We start from the raw sequence: 20,043 nt of genomic DNA on the forward strand, positions 1-20,043 counted from the left end.
GGTTTCACGGATTCAGCCAGCCGGCGAGCGATCCCGCTTCGAAGTCGCGCCAGACGATGAGATCGGAGGTCAGCCGCGCGAAGAGCAGCCCGTTCTGCGACTCGGCCGTCGAGAAGCCGTACACCATCGCCCGGCCACCCTGGAGGGTGACGTCGATGGCGCCGTCCTGCGGCGGATCGAGGCGCGCGAGGTCGATCAGGGTCTCGCCGCCGGTGCCGAACGTCGGATCGAGCGAACCGTCGGCGAGATGACGCTCGACGAGCACCACCCCGACGAGATCGGGCGCCGGACGCAGCGGTCGTTGCGCGGTCCCCCGCTGACCCGCGACGACGATCCTGCCGTCGCTCTGCAGGGCGAGGCCGGCGAGCAGATCGCCCTCCGGTCGCATCAGGAAGCCGGTGCCCGGCAGGGGCGGGGGCGCCCCGAACGAGGTCTCGGGTGTTCCGTCCGCGCGCAGCTTGCCGAGCACCATCCGGCCGAAGCCGTCGCCGTCCGTCCGGGCGCCGAGCAGCACCATCTCACCTTGCTCGCCGATCACCAGGCGGCGGATCTCGTCGCGCACCCACGAACCGCTCGCCCCCAGGGTCAGGGTCAGCTGACCGTCGCCGTCCCAACTCGGGTCGGGGTCCCCCGACGGCAGGACTCGCGCGATCCAGGCGAGCTCCTGGGAGCGCCCAAAGACGAGCAGCCTCCCCTGGGGATCGGCGACCACCCCGAGCGCCTCGGCGTCGGCGAAGGCCACAGCGGCTTGGCCGTTCGGCCACAGACGTTCCGTCGGCACCTCGCCGAACGAGGCGCCGAACCGCCGCAGCACCGCCCAGCGCACCCCGGGGCCGGTCTCGTTCGATGCGGTGACGGCACGAGTCTCGGGGCCACTGCCGGTCTCCTCGACGACGACCTCGATTCCAGCCGGCTCCTGCGCCGTGGCGCCGTTCATCACCGGCACCACGTCGTCGTTGTAGGAACCGCCGTGGATCATCACGCCCAACCGGCTCGGCTGGCCGAGGCGTTGGATGCTGAAGAGCGTCCACCAGGTCCCGGTTCCCGGGCTCTCCGCCGACGCCGCCGCGTCGAGCGCCACCGGAGGCGGCGGCGGGTTCGGCACCGCCGGATCGAAGCGGATGTCCACTCCGGTGGCCGGGGCGTCGTCGCAGGTGATCCGGTGCAGCGTCGGTTTGCCGTCGAGATCCGTCCTCGCCGCCAGCGTGTAGGCCAGATCGCCCCGCGCCACCGCCAGGGTGCGCGGCGTCGGTCCGGCGAGACCGGTGAGCTCGCGGACGGCCACGCCGTTGCCGTCGAATCGGGGGTCGAGCTGCCCGTCACTCGCCGCGAGTGGACCCGGGAGGGCCGAGAGCGATGGGATCGCCGCCGTCCAAAGCAGAAGCCGCAGAATGCGCCAAGGTCGAGACATGGGGGTTCTCTCCTACCCCCACTCCCGTCGTCGTGCCCCGGAAGGGGCCATCGGGGGGCCGCTTCCGGTCCAGCGCCTGGCGGCCGCCGTTCAACCCGGCGTGGGCTCGTCCTGCCCGAAGAGCGAGGCGACGACGGCACGCCGGTGCGCGAAGATCCGCTCGATCTCGCGGCGCACCAGCGGATGGACGAGCCGCCCCAGGGGGCCGAACGGCAGGCGGTAGCGCACCTCGTCCTCCATCAGCGTCCGTCCACCCGGCAGGTCAGTGAAGGTGTGGCGGTGAATCCACTGGGCATAGGGACCGCGCCGCTGGACGTCGACGAAGACATGGGGGGGATCCCAGTGGGTGATCTCGGTCCGCCAGGCCAGCGGGACGAGAGCGAGGCGGATCCGATAGTCGATGATCGTCCCGGCGGCCATCTCGATCGGCAACGGCGTGAGGATGCGAAAACCGAGCTCGGGCGGGGTGATTCGTCCGAGGTTGGCCGCATCGGCGAAGAAGGGGAAGACCCGCTCGCGCGAGCGGGCGAGAACCTGTCGGGCCTGAAAGCGAAACTCCATCGGGCAACCTCCGCCCACTCAACGCCGAACCGACGAATCCGGATGACCTCACCAGCCCCACTGCCGCGGCGCGGCGCAAAGACGAGCAATTCAGTAGAGAATAGTCGGGTGAGCACCCCGACCGCGTCGCCGCCCCAGGCCGCCACCGCCACCATCTGGGTCGGGCCACAGAGCGAAGCCGTCGCGGCTCTGCCGTCGGGGGTGACGCCGTTCCTGGCCATCCGCTACGGCGGCGGGGACCTGGCGCTGCCCTGCCCGGTCCTCGACATCCCGAATGCCGTCCTCTCCGGCGAACCCTGGCTGGAGCTCTGGTGCGCGGAAGGGCCGGTGGAAACGTGCCGGCGCGGACGCTTCGAGATCGCCCAGGCCGGAGACCTGCTCATCGCCGGCGGTCACTGGCCACTCGACGGCGACCTGCGCGCCGAGACACACGCCCTTTACCGCGAGCTCCTCGGGCTCGCCGCCGAGCAGGGTCGACCTGGCCTGCTGCGACTCTGGAACTACCTGCCAGGGATCAACGACGACCAGGCGGGTCTCGAACGCTACCGACTCTTCAACGCCGGGCGCGCCGCCGCCTTCGTCGAGCGCTTCGCCGGCCAGGCGGAGGGCCGCTTCTGCGCGTCGTCGGCCGTCGGCGCTCCCGGCCGGGATCTGGTGACGCTTCTGCTCTGTGGCCGCGACGAGGGACACCACCTGGAGAATCCGCGACAGCTCCCGGCCTGGCGATATCCCTCGACCTACGGTCCGGTGAGCCCGAGCTTCGCTCGCGCCACGGTCGCGCCGTCCTCCTCCTCCAACTTGGCCGGCGCCGTGCTGGTCTCCGGCACGGCGAGCATCGTCGGCCACGAGAGCCGTCATCACGACGATCTGCTCGCCCAGCTCGACGAGACGCTGGCCAACCTGAGCGCGATCCTCGAACGGGCGAACGCCGAGCGCCGGCGCGCTCCGCGCCCGGGAGGACGTCTGGCCGATCTCGACTTCGTCAAGGTCTACCTGCGCCACGCCGGCGACCTCGAGCCGGTTCGCCGCCGCCTTGCCGCCCGGCTGCGCCCGGAGGTCCCGGTGCTCTGGCTGCAGGCCGAAATCTGCCGCGCCGAGCTGCTGCTGGAGATCGAGGGCGTGGCGTTCTGAGACCCTGCCGGGCAACCCTGGCCGCCGGACAACGTATCGAAAGACGTCCACCGACAGGTTCCGGCCCGTGCGGCCGGCCGAGGAGAACGTTCATGCGGAGAGTCTCGACGTCCACGCTGCTTGCCACTCTGTTTGCCGCCCTGCCGCTCGCGGCGGCACAGCCGGCCCCGGCCCCGGCGACGCCTCCGGCTCCGGCGATCGCCGAGCTCGAGACGTCGCTGCGCGAGACCGAGCGCGCCTTCGCCGCGACGATGGCCAAGCGCGACTTGGCGGGCTTCGCCTCGTTTCTCGCCGAGGACACGGTCTTCGTCGGTGGCACGGTGCGCCGCGGCAAGGCAGCGGTCGTCGAAGGCTGGAGCCGCTTCTTCGAGGGCAAGGAGGCGCCGTTTTCCTGGGAGCCGGCAACCGCCGTCGTCGGCGCGTCGGGGACGCTCGGCCTGACCAGCGGCCCGGTCTACGACCCGGACGGTACGCGCTCCGGCACCTTCACCTCGACCTGGCGTCGCGAGAAGGACGGGAGCTGGAAGATCGTGCTCGACACCGGCTGTCCGCCGTGTGACTGCGGCGCCAAGGAAAAATAGCGCTCGCTCTTCGGACCCTGGCGATCTCGCGGTCCGGACACTTCGCCTCAGCGTGCCGGATCGGCCGAGGGCTCGTCCGTGGCGAGCAGACCGAGGCCAGCCACGCGAGCGCGCAACGCCGCGAGAAAGCTCTCGCCAGGATCGACCTTGATCGTCCGGTAGGCAGGATCGCGCTCCTCCCAGAGCGGCGAGCGCTCCCAGCGCGTGGATTCGAAGTGCCCGACGAGGTAGCGGATCGCCGGGTACTTGTGCGCGAGATGGTTGACCAGCGCCGCGTCGGCGCGCAGTTGCGCCGCGGTCAGCGGCGCGTCCGGGCCGCCGACGTTCTCGATGCCGACCGCCACGCGATTGAGCCCGATGCAGTGGCGGGCGATGACCGTCTCGGGAAGCAACTGGTCGATCGTTCCGTCGCGGTCGACGAGGAAGTGCGCCGAAACGTTCAGGTTGCCGGCTTGGACGATGTCGGCTCGGGAGCCCGGCAGGGTCGCCGGCGCGAACGCCTGCCAGGAGCGGTGGCGCGTCGGAATCGCCGTCCAGTGCACGACGATCATCCGCGGCGAGTACAAGACCGACGACGGGCTCGCCGCGGCCTGCGGGTCGCAGCGCCTGCGGACGTAGTCGATCGTCGCCGCCACGCGATCGTCGCCGAACGGCAGCGGTCGGATCCTGACGCGCGTCCCGTCGTCGAGCCGCGGCGACCAGGCGGTAGGCGGCACCGCCGGTCCGGCCCAGGGCCGGTGCGGCACGCCGGCGCACCCGATGGCGAAGAGGATCAGCGCCAGGCCCGCTCCGCGAGCGAGACCGAGGAATCGACGACGATCGACAGCGGTGCGGTTCATGAGCCTCTCCTCGACCTCGCGCGACTCGAGTCGGCGCCGCTCGAGCCGCCCGATGATTCGCCGATCGCGAGCGATCGTCAACCGGAGGACAGGGACCTCCAAGAGCCAGCGGACGCGGCCCAACGCGTTCGCCGACCGCTTCCCCGGGATCGAGCGCCTCGAGCGAGCGCCGAAGAAATCGAAGTGCTGCTCGGCGAGTGCCTCCCCTTCACCCGCTCGCTCGACTCGCTCGGAGACGCCAGGCGTCGCTTGGCGCGCTTCCGAGCTGCGCGAGCTGAGCCTCGAGCAGATCTCTTGGGTCGTTCACGCCTGGCGGCACGGTCACTCTGCGGGCTCGCCTTCACGCAGGCGGTCGACCAGCTCGTTCGACACCACGCCCCCTCGATGCGGAAGAGGCTGGAACCCGCAGAAGCTCTCCGCTGCGTCGAGATCAGTCGGCAGGGCCCCCAAGGTGAGCACCTGTCGAGCGAGCTCGGAAAGGACCGCCCCGGCGGTCCGACCTTCGCGCCGCGCCCGCTCTCTGACCGCCAACAGGACGTCCTCATCGAGATCGATCGAGGTGCGCATCGGCCCCCTCCCCATTCGGGCATTCTCCGCGACCTGCCCAATCGGCGCTCGTGCCCTGGACCTCCGCAACAGCCGCCCCTCGCGCCTCGGCCGCTGGCCGGGAATAGTCGGCTCGACCATCAGGTTCTTCCATGATGGGACAAGTTTGACATGAAATGACATGAAACCTAACATACAGGGCCACTCGGAACGCGAACCGAATCCAAGGGACTTCGCCAACTCCGCAGGAGGTCGTCATGCCCGTTGACCATCTGGAGCTCGCCCGCAGGCTGCGCGCCGCCCGCGAGGCCGGGGGCTTCACTCAGGAAGAGGTCGCCGTACGGCTTGGGGTCTCGCGGCCGACGGTGGTCCAGATCGAGCAGGGGAACCGCGCCGTCAACAGCTTGGAGCTTGACCGGTTGGCTCACTTCTATGGTCGCGACCTGCGGGAGCTCTTGGCAGACGAGTTCCGAGCTGAGGACACCTTGGTCGCACTCTTCCGTCGCCAGAGCGTCGCGGCAGACGAGGTCGCCGAAGACACCGGGACCGAGGAGACGGCCGAGACCCTCGAGGCGCTGCGACGGTGCCTCAACCTCGGGCGAGAGATCAGTAATCTAGAACAGCATCTCGAGATCGACCGCGACCTTGCCGCCCTTCCCAGGTACTCGGCTCGCGCGTCAGGCTCGAAGTGGGAGGCGATCCGACAGGGCGAGCGGGTTGCGGCCGAGGAGCGGCGCCGACTCGGACTGGGGCTCGCGCCATTGCCCAACGTCGCTGAACTGCTCGAGACGCAGGGTGTCCGTACCGCCCAGGCGGAACTACCTGCTGATGTTTCCGGGCTGACCCTCATGGACCCCGGCGTGGGCCTCTTTGTCGTGGCCAACCGCGACCATGTCTTCGTGCGCCGCCGGTTTTCCTTCGCGCATGAGTACTGCCACGTCCTGCTCGACCGCGAAAAGCGCGGGACGATCAGCCGCACCGGCGACCGGGATTCCCTCATCGAGGTCCGAGCCAACGCCTTCGCGGCCGCCTTCCTGATGCCGAAGGAGGGAGTCGAGGAGTTCCTCGGCGGCTTGGCCAAGGGCCTTCCGAGCCGCTCGCGAACCGAGGTCTTCGACGGCGAGGGAGCGGTGTCAGTCCTGTCCCGGCCGGAACCGGGCAGCCAGAAGATCCAGCTTCACGACGTCGTGCTGCTCGCCCACAGCTTCGGCGTCAGCCGGCAGTCAGCCCTCTATCGCCTGAAGAACCTCAAGCTGATCACCGAGCCCGAATTCCTGAAGCTCAGGACGCTCGAAGAGTCCGGTTTCGGCAAGAACCTGACGGACGTACTCGCCCTAACCGACCCCGACGGCAACGGTGCCCGTGACGAATTTCGCCATCGCTTCCTCGCTCTGGCCTTCGAGGCCCTCCGCCGCGGCAAGATCTCGCGCGGGAAGCTCCACGAGCTCGCTGGCCTGGTCGGCGTCAGCCCTGGCCAGGTTGACACGACCCTCTCCGAAGTCGGAATCGAGGAGCCGGACGGCGAACCGATGATCCTCTTGGGGACCGACTGATGCAGGCGGCGTCCGCAGCCTCGAAAGTCGTGGTCGTGGATGCCAGTGTCCTCATCAACTTCCTCATCATCGAGCGACTGGACCTTCTCGAAACCCGGCCAGGGCTCCGGTTCGTGCTCCCGCAGGAGGTCGATGCGGAGATCCGTCGACCCGAACAACGGAGGCAACTCGACAAGGCTCCGGCTTTCCGATCGCTTTCGATCGAGCCGTCGACCGAGCCCGCCGAGATCGCGTTGGCAGCTGCTCTTCGGCTCGTCCTCGACCGAGGGGAGTCCGCCTGCCTCGCCATGGCCCAGCATCGCGGGTGGTCTGTCGCCTGCGATGAGCGCGGCCGCTTCTCGAGACTGGCAGAGGAGCGCCTCGGTCCCGGCCGCCACCTGAACACCTCGGGCCTCCTGGTCCGATCGATTCGCGAGGGGCATCTCAACGTCTCCAGGGCCGACGAGCTCAAGGCGATCCTGGAAGCGAACCGATTCAGGATGCCGCTCCGCTCCTTCGCCGAAGTCATCTGAGATGGGCACCCGGCGACGGGCGCCTTCCCATTTGGAGCGAACCATCGCCCCACTCCGCTCACCTGCTTTGGATAGAGTTGCTGCGCTCAGTTGATCAGGAGAGTCTGCCAATGACTGACGGCGGCGCAAACCTCGACTCGTTCCGGGAGCATCTCGCAGACCTTTCCGCGCGCTTTACGCGCCAGAGCTCCCGCTACCGCGCACCGACGTACAACGAGGAGACTGCCCGAAGCGAGTTCATCTCGCCGTTCTTCGAGGCACTTGGCTGGGACCTCGCCAACCGCCAGGGCAACGCGCTCCAGTACCGGGACGTCATCCACGAAGAGGGGATCAAGGTCGGCGATGCCACCAAGGCACCCGATTACACGTTCCGCGTCGGCGGCCAGCGCAAGTTTTTCGTCGAGGCCAAGAAACCGGGCGTCGACCTCAAGAGCGACTCTGCACCCGCCTATCAGCTCCGCCGCTACGCATGGTCGGCGAAGCTGCCACTCTCGATTCTCACCGACTTCGAAGAGCTGGCCGTCTACGACACGCGAATCCGGCCTGAGGAGAAGGACAAGGCCTCGGTAGCCCGCGTGCTCTACTTCCGCCACGAGGAATACGAGCGCCGCGCCGAGGAGATCTGGAGCGTCTTCTCCAAGCGCGCCGTGCTCGAGGGACGGTTCGACACTTACGCCGAGGAGAATCTCAAGAAGCGCGGCACAAGCGAAGTCGACGGCGAGTTCCTCAAGGAGATCGAAGGGTGGCGCGAGGAGCTCGCGAAGAACCTCGCCCTCCGCAACGCCGGACTGACCGTCGACGAGCTGAACTATGCGGTCCAGGCGACGATCGACCGCATCCTCTTCCTGCGCATCGCCGAAGGGCGCGGCGCCGAGCTCTACGGGCGCCTCCTCGCGCTGACCAACGGCAGCGAGATCTATCGCCGCCTCACAGCCCTTTATCGCGAGGCTGACGAGCGCTATAACTCCGGCATCTTCGACTTCAAGGCCGACAAGCTGACCTTGACGCTCGCGCTCGACGACAAGGTCATTCGGCCACTCCTCAAGGCCCTCTACTACCCGGAGTCGCCCTACGAGTTCTCGGTGCTACCTGCCGAGATCCTCGGCAACGTCTACGAGCAGTTCCTCGGCAAGGTCATCCGTCTCACGCCCGCCGGGCGGGCGAAGGTCGAGGAGAAGCCTGAGGTCAAGAAGGCGGGCGGCGTCTACTACACGCCCAGCTACATCGTCGACTACATCGTGGAAAACACGGTGGGCAAGCTGCTCGAAGGAAGGTCACCCAAAGAGATGGCGAAGCTCCGCGTGGTGGACCCGGCCTGCGGATCAGGTTCCTTCTTGCTCTCGGCCTACCAGAAGCTGCTCGATGCCCACCTCGCCTGGTATCGGGAGCACGAGCCGAAGAAGCACAAGGAAGCGGTCTTCGAAGGCCCGGGCAGCGACTGGCGCCTGACCACCGCAAAGAAGCGAGAGGTTCTGCTCAACTCGATCTTCGGCGTCGACATCGACCGGCAGGCGGTCGAGGTGACCAAGCTCTCGCTGCTCTTGAAGTGCCTCGAAGGCGAAACCAACGAATCGCTCCGTCAGCTCACCCTCTACGGCGAGCGCGCTCTCCCCAGCCTCGACAAGAATATCCAGTGCGGCAACTCCCTCATCTCGCCGGACGCCCTCCTTCGCCACACCGGCGGCCTCTTCCCCGACGAAGACGAGCTCCGCCGCATCAACCCCTTCGACTGGCAGAAGGCCTTCCCCGAGGTCTTCAAGTCCGGCGGCTTCGATGTCGTCATCGGGAATCCACCATACGGGGCCGACTACGACGAACAAGGGAAGTTGTTCTTCCAGTCTCACTTTGCGTACAGGAAGGGCAAGCCGGAGACCTATCTCTTCTTTCTCGAGAAGGGGCTCCTGCTACTTGCCCCCGATGGGCTCCTTGGATTCATCATGCCGAATGCGTGGCTCACCAATCACTACGGCGTGCAGGTTCGGCAGCTCGTGTTCCGGGAGAGTCGCATACTTCAAGTTCTCGACCTCGAGCAAACGCGAGTGTTCCCAGGCGCAGTCGTCGACACCGCAGCGCTGATCCTCGCGCAAGGAGCGGCGGGTCCGGCCCATGAAGTGCGAGTGCTGCACGGAACCAGGGACCGGCGGCTTACACCGGCATTCAGTATTGCGCAACGATACTGGTCACGGGACGATTCACTGATCATCAACACACAAGCCGACCCCTCCCAGACGCTTCTTCTCGAGAAGCTTGAGCGCTCGCGAGATACCCTGGCTTCGCTGGTCGAGTATTCGCAAGGCGCGATCCCCTACAAGACCAGCGCCGACGGCGCGGCAAACCGTTTCATCTCCGGTACCGCTCATGGCTCGGATTGGCGCCCGCTTCTGGAGAGTGCTTCACAGGTGCGGCGATTCGAGATTGACTCTGCGAAGGCCTTCATTCGCTACGGTCGGTGGCTGTGGTGTGCTCGTGACGAGCGCTTCTTCAGCCAGCCGAAGATCCTCTTTCACCGCGTACGAAAGAAGCTGCCCGTGCAACTCGTGGGAGCCCTTGACCTTTCTGGCGTGGTCAATAGACACTCCCTCTCCAACCTAATCCAACGCCCTGAGACCTCGCTCGATGCGCTCTGGTCCGTCCTTGCGCTCTTCAACTCCCGAACCGCCAATTGGTGGTTCTCGAAACGCTACGGCGTGCTGATGGAGGTGGGTGGCTTCAAGGTCTCCAGGATTCCTCTTCCACCTCGCTGGAGGGAGGGTTCGTCCCAGTTGACGCGACTTGCACAGGAAGCAACTGGCTCGCGTCGGCGCCTCAGCGCAGCAAGGACCCAGCATGATCGGGCCGCGATATCGCGAGCGGTCGAAGCTACAGAGTCCGAGATCGACCGGCTGGTGTACGACCTCTACGAGCTGACGCCGGAGGAGATCGCGATCGTTGAGAAAGGGTAGACTTCTTCCATGAAGCTGCGTGTGGTGTTGGAGCCCTCCGGCGAGGGTGGGTACACCGTCTGGGTGCCGTCGCTGCCGGGCTGCGTCAGCGAAGGTGAGACGGCAGAGGAGGCGCTCGGCAACATCCGGGAGGCGATCGAGCTCTACCTCGAGCCGGTCGAAGACGACATGGTCGCCGAGCCCGGCGCCGAGATTCTCGAGCTTGTCGTCTGACCAAGATCCCGAGCCTTGGCTATCTCGAGGTGGTGCGCGCGTTCCAGCGCGACGGATGGGTCGTCGTGCGGCAGCGCGGCAGCCACATCCGGATGCAGAAGCGCACCGCCGCAGAGCAGATGAAGCTGACGGTACCAGCCCATCGCCCGATCAAGCGTTCGACTCTCGCTCACCTGCTGAAACAGGCGCGGCTCGACGCCGAGGCCTTCCTGAATCTGCTCTAGAACACGGGAACACTCTCAACCGTCGAGGTGCCGCAGCTCCGTGCGAAGCTTCCAGAGCTTGTAGACCGCCGGGTAGATCAGCAGCTCGAGCAGGAACGAGGTGACGAGTCCGCCGATCATCGGCGCGGCGACTCGCTTCATCACGTCCGCGCCGGCGGAGGTCGAGAAGAGGATCGGCACGAGGCCCATGAAGGCCGCCGCGACGGTCATCATCTTCGGCCGCGCCCGCTTGACTGCGCCGTGGATCAGCGCCTCGTCGACCCCCGCGTGGCTGGTCAGGAGGCCCTTCTTGCGGTACTCCTCCCACGACAGGTCGAGGAAGAGCAGCATGAAGACCGCCGTCTCGGCGTCGAGACCGAGCAGCGCGATCATCCCGACCCACGCCGCGATCGAGACGTTGTAGCCGAGCAGGTGGAAGAGCCAGATGGCGCCGACCGCCGAAAACGGCACGGCGACCATGATCAGCCCGGCCTTGAAGGCCGACTTCGTGTTGGCGTAGAGCAGGATGAAGATCAGGGCGAGGGTGATTGGCACGATCACCTGCAGGCGCTCGCGCACCCGCAGCATGTTCTCGTACTGGCCGCTCCACGAGAGCGTATAGCCCTGCGGCAGCTTCAGCCGCTCGCGCACCACGCCCTTGGCCTCGTCGACGTAGCCGCCGATGTCGCGCCCGGCGACGTCGACGAAGACGTAGCCGGCGAGGAAGCCGTTCTCGTTGCGCAGCATCGCTGGACCCTGGGCAAGCCGGATGTCGGCGAGCTGGCCGAGCGGCACCTGCGCCCCGCCCATCGTCGGCACCAGGACCCGGGCCAGGCGGTCCATGTCCTCGCGGAGCTCGCGCGGATACCGCACGTTGACGGGGTAGCGCTCGCGTCCGGCGATCACGGTGGTGATGTTCTCGCCGCCGATCGCCGCGCCGATCACCATCTGCACCTCCTCGACGCTGAGGCCGTAGCGCGCCAACCGCTCGCGGCGCGGCTCGATGTCGACGAAGTAGCCGCCGGCCACCCGCTCGGCGAAGACGCTGCGCGTGCCACGGACCGAGCTCAGGATCGGCTCGAGCTCCTCGCCGAGCCGCTGGATCTCGGCGAGATCGGGTCCGTAGACCTTGATGCCGATCGGCGTCCGCACGCCGGTCGAGAGCATGTCGATCCTCGCCTTGATCGGCATCGTCCAGGCGTTGGTGACCCCCGGGATGCGCAGCGCCCGGTCCATCTCCTCGACCAGCTCGTCCCAGCTGATGCGATCGGGCCAGAACGGCCGCAGCAGCGGCTTGCAGAAGTCCGGCGCCCAGCTCGAGTACCAGGTCTTCTTCGCCCGCCAGGCGCTCTCGGGGCGGAGCACCACCGTCGTCTCCATCATCGAGAACGGCGCCGGGTCGGTCGAGGTCTCGGCGCGGCCGGCCTTGCCGTGCACCGACTCGACCTCCGGGAAGCTCTTGAGCACGCGGTCCTGGGTCTGCAACAGCTCCTGGGCCTGCGCGATCGACAGGCCCGGCAGGGTCGTCGGCATGAAGAGGATGGAGCCCTCGTTGAGCGGCGGCATGAACTCCGAGCCGAGCCGCCAGTACATCGGCAGCGAGAGGGCGAGAACGAGGAGAGCGAGGGCGATCACCGTCTTCGGCCGCCGCAGGACCCAGCGGCAGACCGGCTCGTAGACGCGGTGGATGGCCCGCGAGACCGGGTGCTCCTCCTCGGCGTAGTAGCGCCCGACCAGCAACGTGGTCGCCACCTTCGCCAGCCAGCGCGGCCGGAAGGTGTACGGGTCGAGGCGCGCGAACATCATCCGCATTGCCGGGTCGAGCGTCACCGCGAGGATCGCCGCGAGCAGCATGGTCAGGTTCTTCGACCAGGCGAGCGGACCGAAGAGACGCCCTTCCTGATCCACCAGGGCGAAGATCGGCAGGAAGGCGACGGCGATCACCAGGAGCGAGAAGAAGACCGACGGACCGACCTCCTGCAAGGCGGCGAGCCGCACGGCGTGGAAGTCGCCCTTTCTCCCGTCCACCTGCCAGAGATGGATCTTGTTGTAGGCGTTCTCCACCTCGACGATGGCGCCGTCGACCAGCACGCCGATCGAGATGGCGATGCCGGCGAGCGACATGATGTTGACCGAGACGCCGAACAGATAGAGCGGGATGAAGGCGAGCAGGACCGAGATCGGGATGGTCAGGATCGGGACGATCGACGACGGCACGTGCCAGAGGAAGATCAGGATGACCAGCGAGACGATGATCATGGCCACCTTGAGCTCGTGGGTGAGCGTCTCGATGGCGCGGCCGATGAGGACGGAGCGGTCGTAGGTCGAAACCACCTCGACGCCCGGCGGCAGCGACGGCGCCAGCTCCTCGAGCCGCGCCTTCACCCGGGCGATGACGTTCTGCGCGTTCTCGCCATGGCGCATGACGACGATGCCGCCGACCGCGTCTCCCTCGCCGTCGAAGTCGGCGACACCGCGCCGGATCTCCGGCCCGAGCTCCACCCGCGCCACGTCGCGCAGCAGCACCGGCACGCCGCCCGGCCCGACCTTGACGACGATCTGTTCGAAATCGGCGAGCTCCCGCGCATAGCCGCGGACCCGCACCATGTACTCGGCGCCGCTCCACTCGATCAGCCGGCCGCCCGTCTCGTTGTTCGATGCCGTGACCGCCTTGACCAGATCCGCGATCGAAATCGCATCGGCCGACAGGCGGTTCGGATCGACGGTGATCTGGAACTGCTTGCCGTAGCCGCCGAGAGCGGCGACCTCGGCGACACCCGGCACGCTCTGCAGGGCGTAGCGCAGCGTCCAGTCCTGGAACGAGCGCAACTCGTCGAGCGTGTGCGTGCCGGAGCGGTCGCGCAGCACGTACTGGTAGACCCAGCCGACGCCGGTGGCGTCGGGCCCGAGCTCGGTCTGCACGCCGGCGGGCAGACGGGCCTGGATCTTCGACAGGTACTCGAGCACCCGCGAGCGCGCCCAGTAGAGATCGGTGCCGTCCTCGAAGATGACGTAGACGTAGGAGAAGCCGAAGTCCGAGAAACCCCGCACCGCCTTGACCTTCGGCGCCCCGAGCAGCGCCGAGACGATCGGATAGGTGACCTGATCCTCGAGGATGTCGGGCGAGCGGTCCCAGCGCGAGTAGACGATCACCTGGGTGTCGGAGAGGTCGGGCAGGGCGTCGAGGCGAATGACGCCGAGGGTGTAGACGGCGCCCACCAGCGCCGCGACCGTCGCCAGCAGGACCAGGATCCGGTTGGCGGCCGAGAAGGCGATGATGCGACCGATCATCGGCTCCCTCCGGCTTCGGTCGGCGGCGCGGACCCCGGCGTGCCGCCCGCCAGAGCGGCGAGGGCGCTGCGCAACCTCGACTCGGAGTCGAGCAGGAAGTTCGCCTTCACCGCCACGCGCTCCCCTTCGCCGATCGCCCCGGCGGCGAGCTGCGCCTTGCCTTCGCCGCGCCAGAGGACGGTGACGAGGCGCGGCTCGTAGCGGCCGGGGGCGGTCTCCACGAAGACGATCTGGCGGACGCCGGTGTCGAGAACCGCCGAGTCCGGTACCACCACGCCCACGCCGAGGTCGATCGTCTGCTCGACGTCGACGAACATCCCGGGGCGCAGCTTCATCTCCGGATTGGCCAGGTCGAAGCGCACCCGCAGCGTGCGCGACACCGGACTGAGCTCGGGATAGACGTAGGCGACGACCCCGTGGAACACCGCGGTCGGGTCGTAGGCGAGCGTGAGTTTCGCTTCCTGGCCGACGCGGAGGTAGCGCGCCTCCGATTCGTAGAAGTCGGCCTCGACCCAGACGTGCGAGAGGTCGGCGACGGTGTAGAGCTCCATGCCGGGCTCGATCCGGCGACCGGCCAGCACCTCCTTGGAGACGACGAAGCCGGAGGCCGGGGCGAGCAGGTCGACGGTGCGCCGTGCCTTGCCGCTGCGCTCGAGCTCGGCGAGGAACTTCTCCGGCACGTCGAAGAGCTCGAGGCGCCGCCGTGCCGCCGTCATCAGGTCCTCCCCACCGCGCCGCACCTCGGGGATCGAGGACGCGAGGAAGCGGTCGGCGTTGCGTCGCGCCAGCAGGTACTCCTCCTGGCTGGCCAGGAGCTCGGGCGAGTAGATCGACAGCATCGGCTGTCCGCGCCGCACGTACTGGCCGGTGAAGTTGACGTGCAGCGTCTCGACCCAGCCGGAGGTCTTCGCCTGCGCACGGTAGAGCCGCGTCTCGTCGGCCGCCACCGAGCCGACGGTGCGGATCGAGCGCGTCAGCCGCTCGGCCCGCGCCGGCTCGCTGCGCACGCCGGCGAGGCGCAGACCGGCCGCGTCGGCGTCGACCGTCGCGTGGCCGGCGACGCCCCCCGACGTCGCCCCGGCGACCTCGTCGGACCAGACCGGAAGGTAGTCCATGCCCATCGGGTCCTTCGCCGGCACCGGCGAGGTGACCGACGGATCCATCGGATTGCGATAGAAGAGGACGTGGCGCTCACCCGGGGAGGGCGTCCCTCGCTCGGGGACGGGCTCACGCCGCACCAGGTCCATCTTGCACTTCGGGCAGATGCCGGCGGTGGCGGAAACCACCTCCGGGTGCATCGGACAGGTCCAGGTCGCGGCGGCCGGGGTCGCCGCGGGCGTCGCGGCAGGCACCTTCGCGACCAGGTCCATGTTGCAGATCGGACACGAGCCCGGGCGGTCCGCGACGTAGGTCGGATGCATCGGGCAGTAGTAGACGGCGCCGCTCGTGCGGCTCGGACAGCCGAGGGCGAACAGCGCGCCGAGAACGACGAGCGCCACGACGACGACGCGGAAGGGGCGGACGGGGCGACGGCTCATGGCACGAGTCCTTCGACGAGAGAACGGTTGGCGCCGGAGCCGGTCGGGCTCGCGGCGGGGGAGGTCGGGGAAGGCGATGCAGCGTCGCCTTCCTCGCCGAGCAGCGCGGCGATCTGGACACGAACCGCGAGGCGTTCGGCCTCGAGGCGCGCCTGGGCGACCCGAGCGTCGAGCCAGCGGCCGTAGTCCTCGACCACGGTCGAGAAGTCGCCCTGCCCGTGGAGATACGCGGTGCGAGCGGCATCGAAGGCCGCCGAGCTCTGCGGCAGGATCGCCTCGCTCGACAGGCGGAGCTGGCCGTCGAGCCTCCACCAGGATCCGAGCAGGCGTTCGCCCGCGGCGCGAGCGCTGATCTCGGCCTCGCGTCGCTCCGCCCGCACCGCGTCGAGATCGTGCTCGGCGGCGCGGATCCGCGGCTCCTGGCGGCTCTTGCGCCAGAAGGGCAGCTCGATGCCGAGCCCGAGCAGCAGCACCGGGTCGTTGGCGCCGCGCAGCCCGACCCCGCCGGCGGCGGTGAAGTCCGGGCGGAGCTCGTTCCGTTCCGTGGCGAGGCGCCGCTCGCTCGCCGTCTCCATCGCCCGGCGAACCGCCACCTCGGCCGCCCGCTCCGCGGCGAGTCGCGCCACGCCCTCGGGCAGCGGCGAGACCGGCGGCAGGGTGGTCACGACGCCGATCGGCGAGCCGGCCGGCAGATCGAGGAGCCCGCGAAGGTCGGCTTCGACTTCGGCGCGCTCGCCGGCGACCTCGATCCGCCGCTCGTCGTGCATCGCCAGCTCGAGCTGGACCTTGAGCACGGCCTCCTGCTCGCCCTCGCCCGCGCCGTAGCGAGCGGTCACCGTCGCCGCCAGCAGCTCGAGCAACTCGTGCGCCTCCTCGAGCACCCCGCGCTCGCGGTCGAGGGCATAGAGGCGGGCCACGAGGGTCGTCACCTCGCGAACCAGCTCGCGACGGGCCGACGCCAGCTCGGCGGCGACCGTCGCGGTCTCGGCGCGCGCCAGGTCGCGGCGCGCCTGGCGTTTGCCCGGCCAGGGGAGCGTTTGCCGCACGCCGAGCTCGAGCATCGACATCTCTTCGTCGCCGAGCGACCAGCGGCCGAGGCCGACGTTCTGCAGCCGCGCTTCGACCATCGGATTGGCGAGCGCTCCTTCCGGCCCGACGCGCTCCTCGGCCGCCGCGAGCCGCGCCGCCAACGCGACGAGGCGCGGTGATCGGCGCTCGGCGAGGCTCAGCAGCTCGGCGAGCGGCGGCGCTTCGACCCCCGCCATCCCGGGGTGAGCCGGCAGCTCATCGCTCGCCGGCGCGGCGGGCGACTCCGCCCGGAGCACCGCGCTCCCCACGAGAAACCAGACCAACCCGGCAACGACCGCCTTCGATCTCACGCCAGCCTCCTCGGAAACGTCGAGCATCCCGCGGCGCACCACGCGCTGCGGGCAGACACACCTCGCCGAGGAGGGGTCTCAGATCAGCAGGACGGAAAGGAGGGTGAAGAGACCGAGATCGTGCAATCGTGCCGCGCAAGCGCGCTCGCTCCGCGCCCAGGCCTCGAGTGGCGCCGCTGGCAACGCCGACGCCAGGCGCGACGTGGCGACGAGCGGAGCCGGGGCGGCGCTGCCTTCGGCCGGGGCGGCGAGGGTCGGCACCGTCGGCGCCGGGGCGGCGGGTGCCGGAGCGCAGCAGCCAAGCTGGACGCTCCACGCGGCGCTGACCGGACAACGGACGGCACCGCGCGAGGCCATCATCGGGCAGGCTCTGCCCATCCGGCAGCAGGCCCGGCCGGAACGCTCGCTCGCCGAGGCAAGCGCTCCCGCGAAAGCGAGGAGAGCGAGCAGCGCGAGCGCGACGGACCGGCGTTTCATCGCCGGGAGTATACGCCGCCCTCGCCGACGGCCGGCCCCCGGGACCGGTGGCGGCTCCGACCGAGGGTTCGAGAGCCGGCTCGGGGGCGCTCTCCGCCAACTCCTGCCCGGCTCGACGGCGAACCGAGCTCCCCCCTTCCACCTGCCGGCGTAGCGCTAGACTCACCGGTGGACCCCGCGCCTCCCGCGCGACCCGTTCCCAGCACCTCGACTGATGAAGGAGATCCTCATGCGCTTCCGGATGCTCCCGCTGGCCGCCCTCGCGCTGCTCGCCGTCGCCTTTCCTCTGCCGCTCCACGCCGGCGGCGGCCACGACGAAGGGCTCCTCGACCCGGCCTGGTTCGGGAAGAGCGTCGAGTTCCGCTCGACGGAGGAGATCGACTACCTCTGGGTCAAGCCCGGCTTCTCGACCGAGGGCAAGACACTGAAGCTCGCCAAATGGAGCGACCCGGTCTTCCTCGGGGAGAAGCGGGACAGCAAGGACTCCGCCAAGGCCTACGAGCTGACCGAGATGATGCCCTCGCGCTTCAAGGGCGCGCTCGCCCCGGTCGCCAAGGTATCGAGCGACGCGGGTGAGCTGGTGCTCTCCGGCCAACTCGTCGACTGCACGGCCGGCAGCAAGGCGGCCAAGTGGCTGGTCGGCATGGGAGCCGGCTCGGCGAGCGCGACCTGGAATCTCAAGATCGCCGACGCCGCGAGTGGCGAGGTCCTGGTGGCGATCCACCACCGGGCAATCAGTGGCACGGCGATGTCGGACATCGAGGACAAGATCGTCAAGTGGCTCGACGAGGGGTTCATCCCCGGCTACCGGAGCAACTTCTCCGACTACGCCCACGGCAAGAAACCGAAGAAGTGACCGACAGGCCGACCCATCCCCCCGGCCGACTGCAACTCGCGGTCGTCGGTGCGGCCTCTTGTGACGGTTCGCTCGAAGCGCTCGCTCGCCGCGTCGGTCGCGACGTGGCCGCAGCCGGGGCGGTGCTGCTCTGCGGCGGCCGCGGCGGGGTGATGGCCGCGGCGAGCGCCGGAGCGCGTGAGGCCGGCGGGCTCGTCGTCGGCCTGCTGCCGGGCGCCGACGCCACGGCCACGCCGCCGAACCCGCACCTCGACGTGACGCTCTTCACCGGCCTCGGGCAGGCGCGCAACGTCGTGCTGACGCTCTCGGCGCACGCCGTGCTGGCGATCGGCGGCGGCTGGGGGACGCTCTCGGAGATCGCCATGGCGCTCAAGCAGCGCATCCCGGTCGTGCTGCTCGAGAGCTGGGACCTGGTGCGTCCGGACGGCTTGGTCGACCCGCTCCTGCGGCAGGCGACCTCACCCCACGATGCGGTCGAGATGGCGGTGCGGATGGGAGAGCTGCGAAGGGAGGGACGAACGTGAGCAACCCGAAAGAACCAGCGGCCGCCGCGACGACGGCGGCCGAGACGGCCCGCCGCGAGCCGGCCATCCGCGTGATCCTGATGCCGAAGGACACCAACGCCCTCGGCACGATCTTCGGCGGCGTGATCCTCTCCTACATCGACCTCGCCGGCGCGGTCGAGGCCCATCGCCATTGCACCGGCAGGCTGGTGACCGTCGCCATGCGCGAGGTGGTCTTCCACCAGCCGGTCTTCGTCGGCGACCTGGTGAGCTTCTATACCTCGACCAAGCGGCTGGGAAACACGTCGGTCACGGTCGACGTCTCGGTCGAGGTCGAACGCGGCCAGAGTGGCGGGGCGAAGGTCCACGTCACCCAGGCCGAGGTCGTCTACGTCCACGTCGACCAGGGTGGGCGCCCGACGCCGATCCCGCAGTAGCGGGCGCACGCCGCGCCCCACGCCTCTCAGGTCGCTCGCTCTCGCGTGGGGCGAGCGGCGGCGCAGCAGCCGAGCGAACCGGCGACTCTGGGGCGTGGAGCGACCTTCCGGGGCGGGGGGCCACCGAACGGCCGAGGTCCCCTCAAGAATCCGGCGTTTCGTAGCAGCGCCGGCAGCGCGCCTCGTAGGCCTCGACGTCGCCCACCAGCACCTGCTCGCGCCCGCCGGCGATGCGCTGGCTGTATTGCGCCGGCTCGCCGCAGACGACGCACACGGCGTGCATCTTGTCGACCTGCTCGGCCACGGCGAGCAGCGCCGGCATCGGTCCGAACGGTCGGCGCTCGAAGTCCTGATCCAGCCCGGCGAGGATGACGCGCAGCCCGCGGTCGGCGAGCTCCATCGCCAGCGTGACGATCCCGGCGTCGAAGAACTGCACCTCGTCGACACCGACGACCTGGGTCTCGGGAGCGAGGGCCGCGCGCAGCGACGCCGAGTCCGGGACCGAGTGGGCGTCGAGCTGGCGCCGGTCGCGCGTGACCAGAATGTCCGCCTCGTCCCGCGTGTCGAGCGACGGCTTGAACACCTGCACCCGCTGTCGGGCGATCACCGCCCGCCGCAGCCGCCGCACCAGCTCCTCGCTCTTGCCGGAGAACATCCCCCCGGCGATCACCTCGATCTGCCCCGCCCCCTCGTGCCGCGCGTGCATGAAGCCTCCATCGCTCTCGGTTCCCGGAGAACCCGGAAGCGCGAGGATAGCGCGGCCGCGCCCGCGCATGGCGCACCGCCCGCTCGGCTCGCCGAACGAGCCAAGCCTCTTGGGTCGACTGGTAGGGAGGGTCTCCTTGCGGGGCTTCCCGTCAACCGGTACGGCAGCGGGAGCCTTCGCACGACTCCGGGGGGGACCTAGTCGCCGAACAACTGCCCGCGACTCGCCGTTCCGATCAAGACCGACCTGGGGGGACCGATCCGTCGAAGCCCCGCAAGGAGGATTCTGCGGCAGACGCGACATCGAGATGCCGAGCATGCCTTTCGCCGAGTATCCTCACTCCGAAGAGTCCGAAATACAACCG

19 protein-coding genes are annotated in these 20,043 nt (G+C 69.0%); 10 read left to right on the plus strand and 9 right to left on the minus strand.

Translation table 11 applies throughout. From position 1 onward, the window contains the following. Nucleotides 1-4 precede the first annotated feature (4 nt). Both IPJ17_20935 and IPJ17_20940 read right to left on the minus strand, forming a co-directional pair. Complete coding sequence (locus IPJ17_20935; protein ID QQR73900.1) at nucleotides 5-1,411, minus strand: hypothetical protein; 1,407 nt, start codon at nucleotides 1,409-1,411, stop codon at nucleotides 5-7. A gap of 90 nt (nucleotides 1,412-1,501) precedes the next feature. Then, nucleotides 1,502-1,972 (minus strand): SRPBCC family protein, encoded by a 471-nt coding sequence (locus tag IPJ17_20940; protein ID QQR73901.1) that lies wholly within the window; start codon nucleotides 1,970-1,972, stop codon nucleotides 1,502-1,504. 108 nt (nucleotides 1,973-2,080) lie between these two features. On the opposite strand from IPJ17_20940, the gene IPJ17_20945 reads away from it, so the two are divergent. Beyond that, entirely contained in the window at nucleotides 2,081-3,103 is a 1,023-nt protein-coding gene (locus tag IPJ17_20945; GenBank protein ID QQR73902.1) for a hypothetical protein, read from the plus strand. Nucleotides 3,104-3,195: 92 nt separating this feature from the next. Beyond that, a complete protein-coding gene (locus IPJ17_20950) occupies nucleotides 3,196-3,684 on the plus strand; it encodes a nuclear transport factor 2 family protein (protein ID QQR73903.1) in 489 nt (162 codons plus the stop codon). Between the two features lie 47 nt (nucleotides 3,685-3,731). Here the strand turns inward: IPJ17_20950 and IPJ17_20955 are convergent, their stop codons facing one another. Next, a complete protein-coding gene (locus IPJ17_20955; GenBank protein QQR73904.1) occupies nucleotides 3,732-4,523 on the minus strand; it encodes an N-acetylmuramoyl-L-alanine amidase in 792 nt (263 codons plus the stop codon). A 321-nt stretch (nucleotides 4,524-4,844) separates the two neighbouring features. Beyond that, complete coding sequence (locus tag IPJ17_20960) at nucleotides 4,845-5,090, minus strand: antitoxin (GenBank protein QQR73905.1); 246 nt, start codon at nucleotides 5,088-5,090, stop codon at nucleotides 4,845-4,847. 236 nt (nucleotides 5,091-5,326) lie between these two features. Between IPJ17_20960 and IPJ17_20965 the strand changes: the two genes are divergently transcribed. The 5 genes from IPJ17_20965 to IPJ17_20985 all read left to right on the plus strand — a co-directional run bounded on the left by IPJ17_20965 (nucleotide 5,327) and on the right by IPJ17_20985 (nucleotide 10,513). Continuing rightward, the gene (locus tag IPJ17_20965; protein QQR73906.1) at nucleotides 5,327-6,622 is read left to right on the plus strand and encodes an ImmA/IrrE family metallo-endopeptidase; all 1,296 of its coding nucleotides are present in this window, start codon (nucleotides 5,327-5,329) and stop codon (nucleotides 6,620-6,622) included. Then, complete coding sequence (locus IPJ17_20970; protein QQR73907.1) at nucleotides 6,622-7,134, plus strand: hypothetical protein; 513 nt, start codon at nucleotides 6,622-6,624, stop codon at nucleotides 7,132-7,134. Before IPJ17_20965 ends, IPJ17_20970 begins: the two co-directional genes overlap by 1 nt. A gap of 110 nt (nucleotides 7,135-7,244) precedes the next feature. Then, on the plus strand, nucleotides 7,245-10,076 hold the full coding sequence (locus IPJ17_20975) for an N-6 DNA methylase (GenBank protein QQR73908.1): 2,832 nt from the start codon (nucleotides 7,245-7,247) through the stop codon (nucleotides 10,074-10,076). Nucleotides 10,077-10,085: 9 nt separating this feature from the next. Then, nucleotides 10,086-10,289, plus strand: a complete 204-nt coding sequence (locus IPJ17_20980; GenBank protein ID QQR73909.1) for a type II toxin-antitoxin system HicB family antitoxin — start codon at nucleotides 10,086-10,088, stop codon at nucleotides 10,287-10,289. Next, complete coding sequence (locus IPJ17_20985) at nucleotides 10,286-10,513, plus strand: type II toxin-antitoxin system HicA family toxin (protein QQR76242.1); 228 nt, start codon at nucleotides 10,286-10,288, stop codon at nucleotides 10,511-10,513. Before IPJ17_20980 ends, IPJ17_20985 begins: the two co-directional genes overlap by 4 nt. Nucleotides 10,514-10,528: 15 nt before the next feature. Here IPJ17_20985 and IPJ17_20990 read toward each other — a convergent pair whose 3' ends face one another. From IPJ17_20990 to IPJ17_21005, 4 genes are all read right to left on the minus strand, one after another. Further along, on the minus strand, nucleotides 10,529-13,783 hold the full coding sequence (locus IPJ17_20990) for an efflux RND transporter permease subunit (GenBank protein ID QQR73910.1): 3,255 nt from the start codon (nucleotides 13,781-13,783) through the stop codon (nucleotides 10,529-10,531). Next, a complete protein-coding gene (locus IPJ17_20995) occupies nucleotides 13,780-15,321 on the minus strand; it encodes an efflux RND transporter periplasmic adaptor subunit (protein QQR73911.1) in 1,542 nt (513 codons plus the stop codon). Before IPJ17_20995 ends, IPJ17_20990 begins: the two co-directional genes overlap by 4 nt. Further along, nucleotides 15,318-16,700 carry a TolC family protein gene (locus IPJ17_21000; protein ID QQR73912.1) on the minus strand — a complete coding sequence of 461 codons (1,383 nt, stop codon included), beginning with the start codon at nucleotides 16,698-16,700 and terminating at the stop codon, nucleotides 15,318-15,320. The genes IPJ17_20995 and IPJ17_21000 overlap by 4 nt, the downstream gene beginning before the upstream one ends. A gap of 78 nt (nucleotides 16,701-16,778) precedes the next feature. Beyond that, entirely contained in the window at nucleotides 16,779-17,177 is a 399-nt protein-coding gene (locus tag IPJ17_21005) for a hypothetical protein (GenBank protein QQR73913.1), read from the minus strand. A gap of 229 nt (nucleotides 17,178-17,406) precedes the next feature. On the opposite strand from IPJ17_21005, the gene IPJ17_21010 reads away from it, so the two are divergent. The 3 genes from IPJ17_21010 (at nucleotide 17,407) to IPJ17_21020 (ending at nucleotide 18,973) form a co-directional block, all read left to right on the plus strand. Continuing rightward, a complete protein-coding gene (locus IPJ17_21010) occupies nucleotides 17,407-18,033 on the plus strand; it encodes a DUF4410 domain-containing protein (GenBank protein ID QQR73914.1) in 627 nt (208 codons plus the stop codon). Between the two features lie 29 nt (nucleotides 18,034-18,062). Then, entirely contained in the window at nucleotides 18,063-18,557 is a 495-nt protein-coding gene (locus tag IPJ17_21015) for a TIGR00725 family protein (protein ID QQR76243.1), read from the plus strand. An 80-nt stretch (nucleotides 18,558-18,637) separates the two neighbouring features. Further along, nucleotides 18,638-18,973 (plus strand): acyl-CoA thioesterase, encoded by a 336-nt coding sequence (locus IPJ17_21020; GenBank protein ID QQR76244.1) that lies wholly within the window; start codon nucleotides 18,638-18,640, stop codon nucleotides 18,971-18,973. Nucleotides 18,974-19,115: 142 nt separating this feature from the next. Here the strand turns inward: IPJ17_21020 and IPJ17_21025 are convergent, their stop codons facing one another. Continuing rightward, on the minus strand, nucleotides 19,116-19,679 hold the full coding sequence (locus IPJ17_21025; GenBank protein QQR73915.1) for a thymidine kinase: 564 nt from the start codon (nucleotides 19,677-19,679) through the stop codon (nucleotides 19,116-19,118). Between the last annotated feature and the right edge of the window lie 364 nt (nucleotides 19,680-20,043).

It is taken from the genome of Holophagales bacterium (assembly GCA_016699405.1).
GTDB lineage: Bacteria > Acidobacteriota > Thermoanaerobaculia > Multivoradales > JAGPDF01 > JAAYLR01.

Bases quoted from the DNA above. Each gene is read 5' to 3' on its own strand.
- IPJ17_20935 (QQR73900.1), bottom strand. From the start codon at position 1,411: ATGTCTCGACCTTGGCGCATTCTGCGGCTTCTGCTTTGGACGGCGGCG.
- IPJ17_20940 (QQR73901.1), bottom strand. From the start codon at position 1,972: ATGGAGTTTCGCTTTCAGGCCCGACAGGTTCTCGCCCGCTCGCGCGAG.
- IPJ17_20950 (QQR73903.1), top strand. From the start codon at position 3,196: ATGCGGAGAGTCTCGACGTCCACGCTGCTTGCCACTCTGTTTGCCGCC.
- IPJ17_20955 (QQR73904.1), bottom strand. From the start codon at position 4,523: ATGAACCGCACCGCTGTCGATCGTCGTCGATTCCTCGGTCTCGCTCGC.
- IPJ17_20960 (QQR73905.1), bottom strand. From the start codon at position 5,090: ATGCGCACCTCGATCGATCTCGATGAGGACGTCCTGTTGGCGGTCAGA.
- IPJ17_20965 (QQR73906.1), top strand. From the start codon at position 5,327: ATGCCCGTTGACCATCTGGAGCTCGCCCGCAGGCTGCGCGCCGCCCGC.
- IPJ17_20970 (QQR73907.1), top strand. From the start codon at position 6,622: ATGCAGGCGGCGTCCGCAGCCTCGAAAGTCGTGGTCGTGGATGCCAGT.
- IPJ17_20975 (QQR73908.1), top strand. From the start codon at position 7,245: ATGACTGACGGCGGCGCAAACCTCGACTCGTTCCGGGAGCATCTCGCA.
- IPJ17_20980 (QQR73909.1), top strand. From the start codon at position 10,086: ATGAAGCTGCGTGTGGTGTTGGAGCCCTCCGGCGAGGGTGGGTACACC.
- IPJ17_20990 (QQR73910.1), bottom strand. From the start codon at position 13,783: ATGATCGGTCGCATCATCGCCTTCTCGGCCGCCAACCGGATCCTGGTC.
- IPJ17_20995 (QQR73911.1), bottom strand. From the start codon at position 15,321: ATGAGCCGTCGCCCCGTCCGCCCCTTCCGCGTCGTCGTCGTGGCGCTC.
- IPJ17_21005 (QQR73913.1), bottom strand. From the start codon at position 17,177: ATGAAACGCCGGTCCGTCGCGCTCGCGCTGCTCGCTCTCCTCGCTTTC.
- IPJ17_21010 (QQR73914.1), top strand. From the start codon at position 17,407: ATGCGCTTCCGGATGCTCCCGCTGGCCGCCCTCGCGCTGCTCGCCGTC.
- IPJ17_21020 (QQR76244.1), top strand. From the start codon at position 18,638: ATGCCGAAGGACACCAACGCCCTCGGCACGATCTTCGGCGGCGTGATC.
- IPJ17_21025 (QQR73915.1), bottom strand. From the start codon at position 19,679: ATGCACGCGCGGCACGAGGGGGCGGGGCAGATCGAGGTGATCGCCGGG.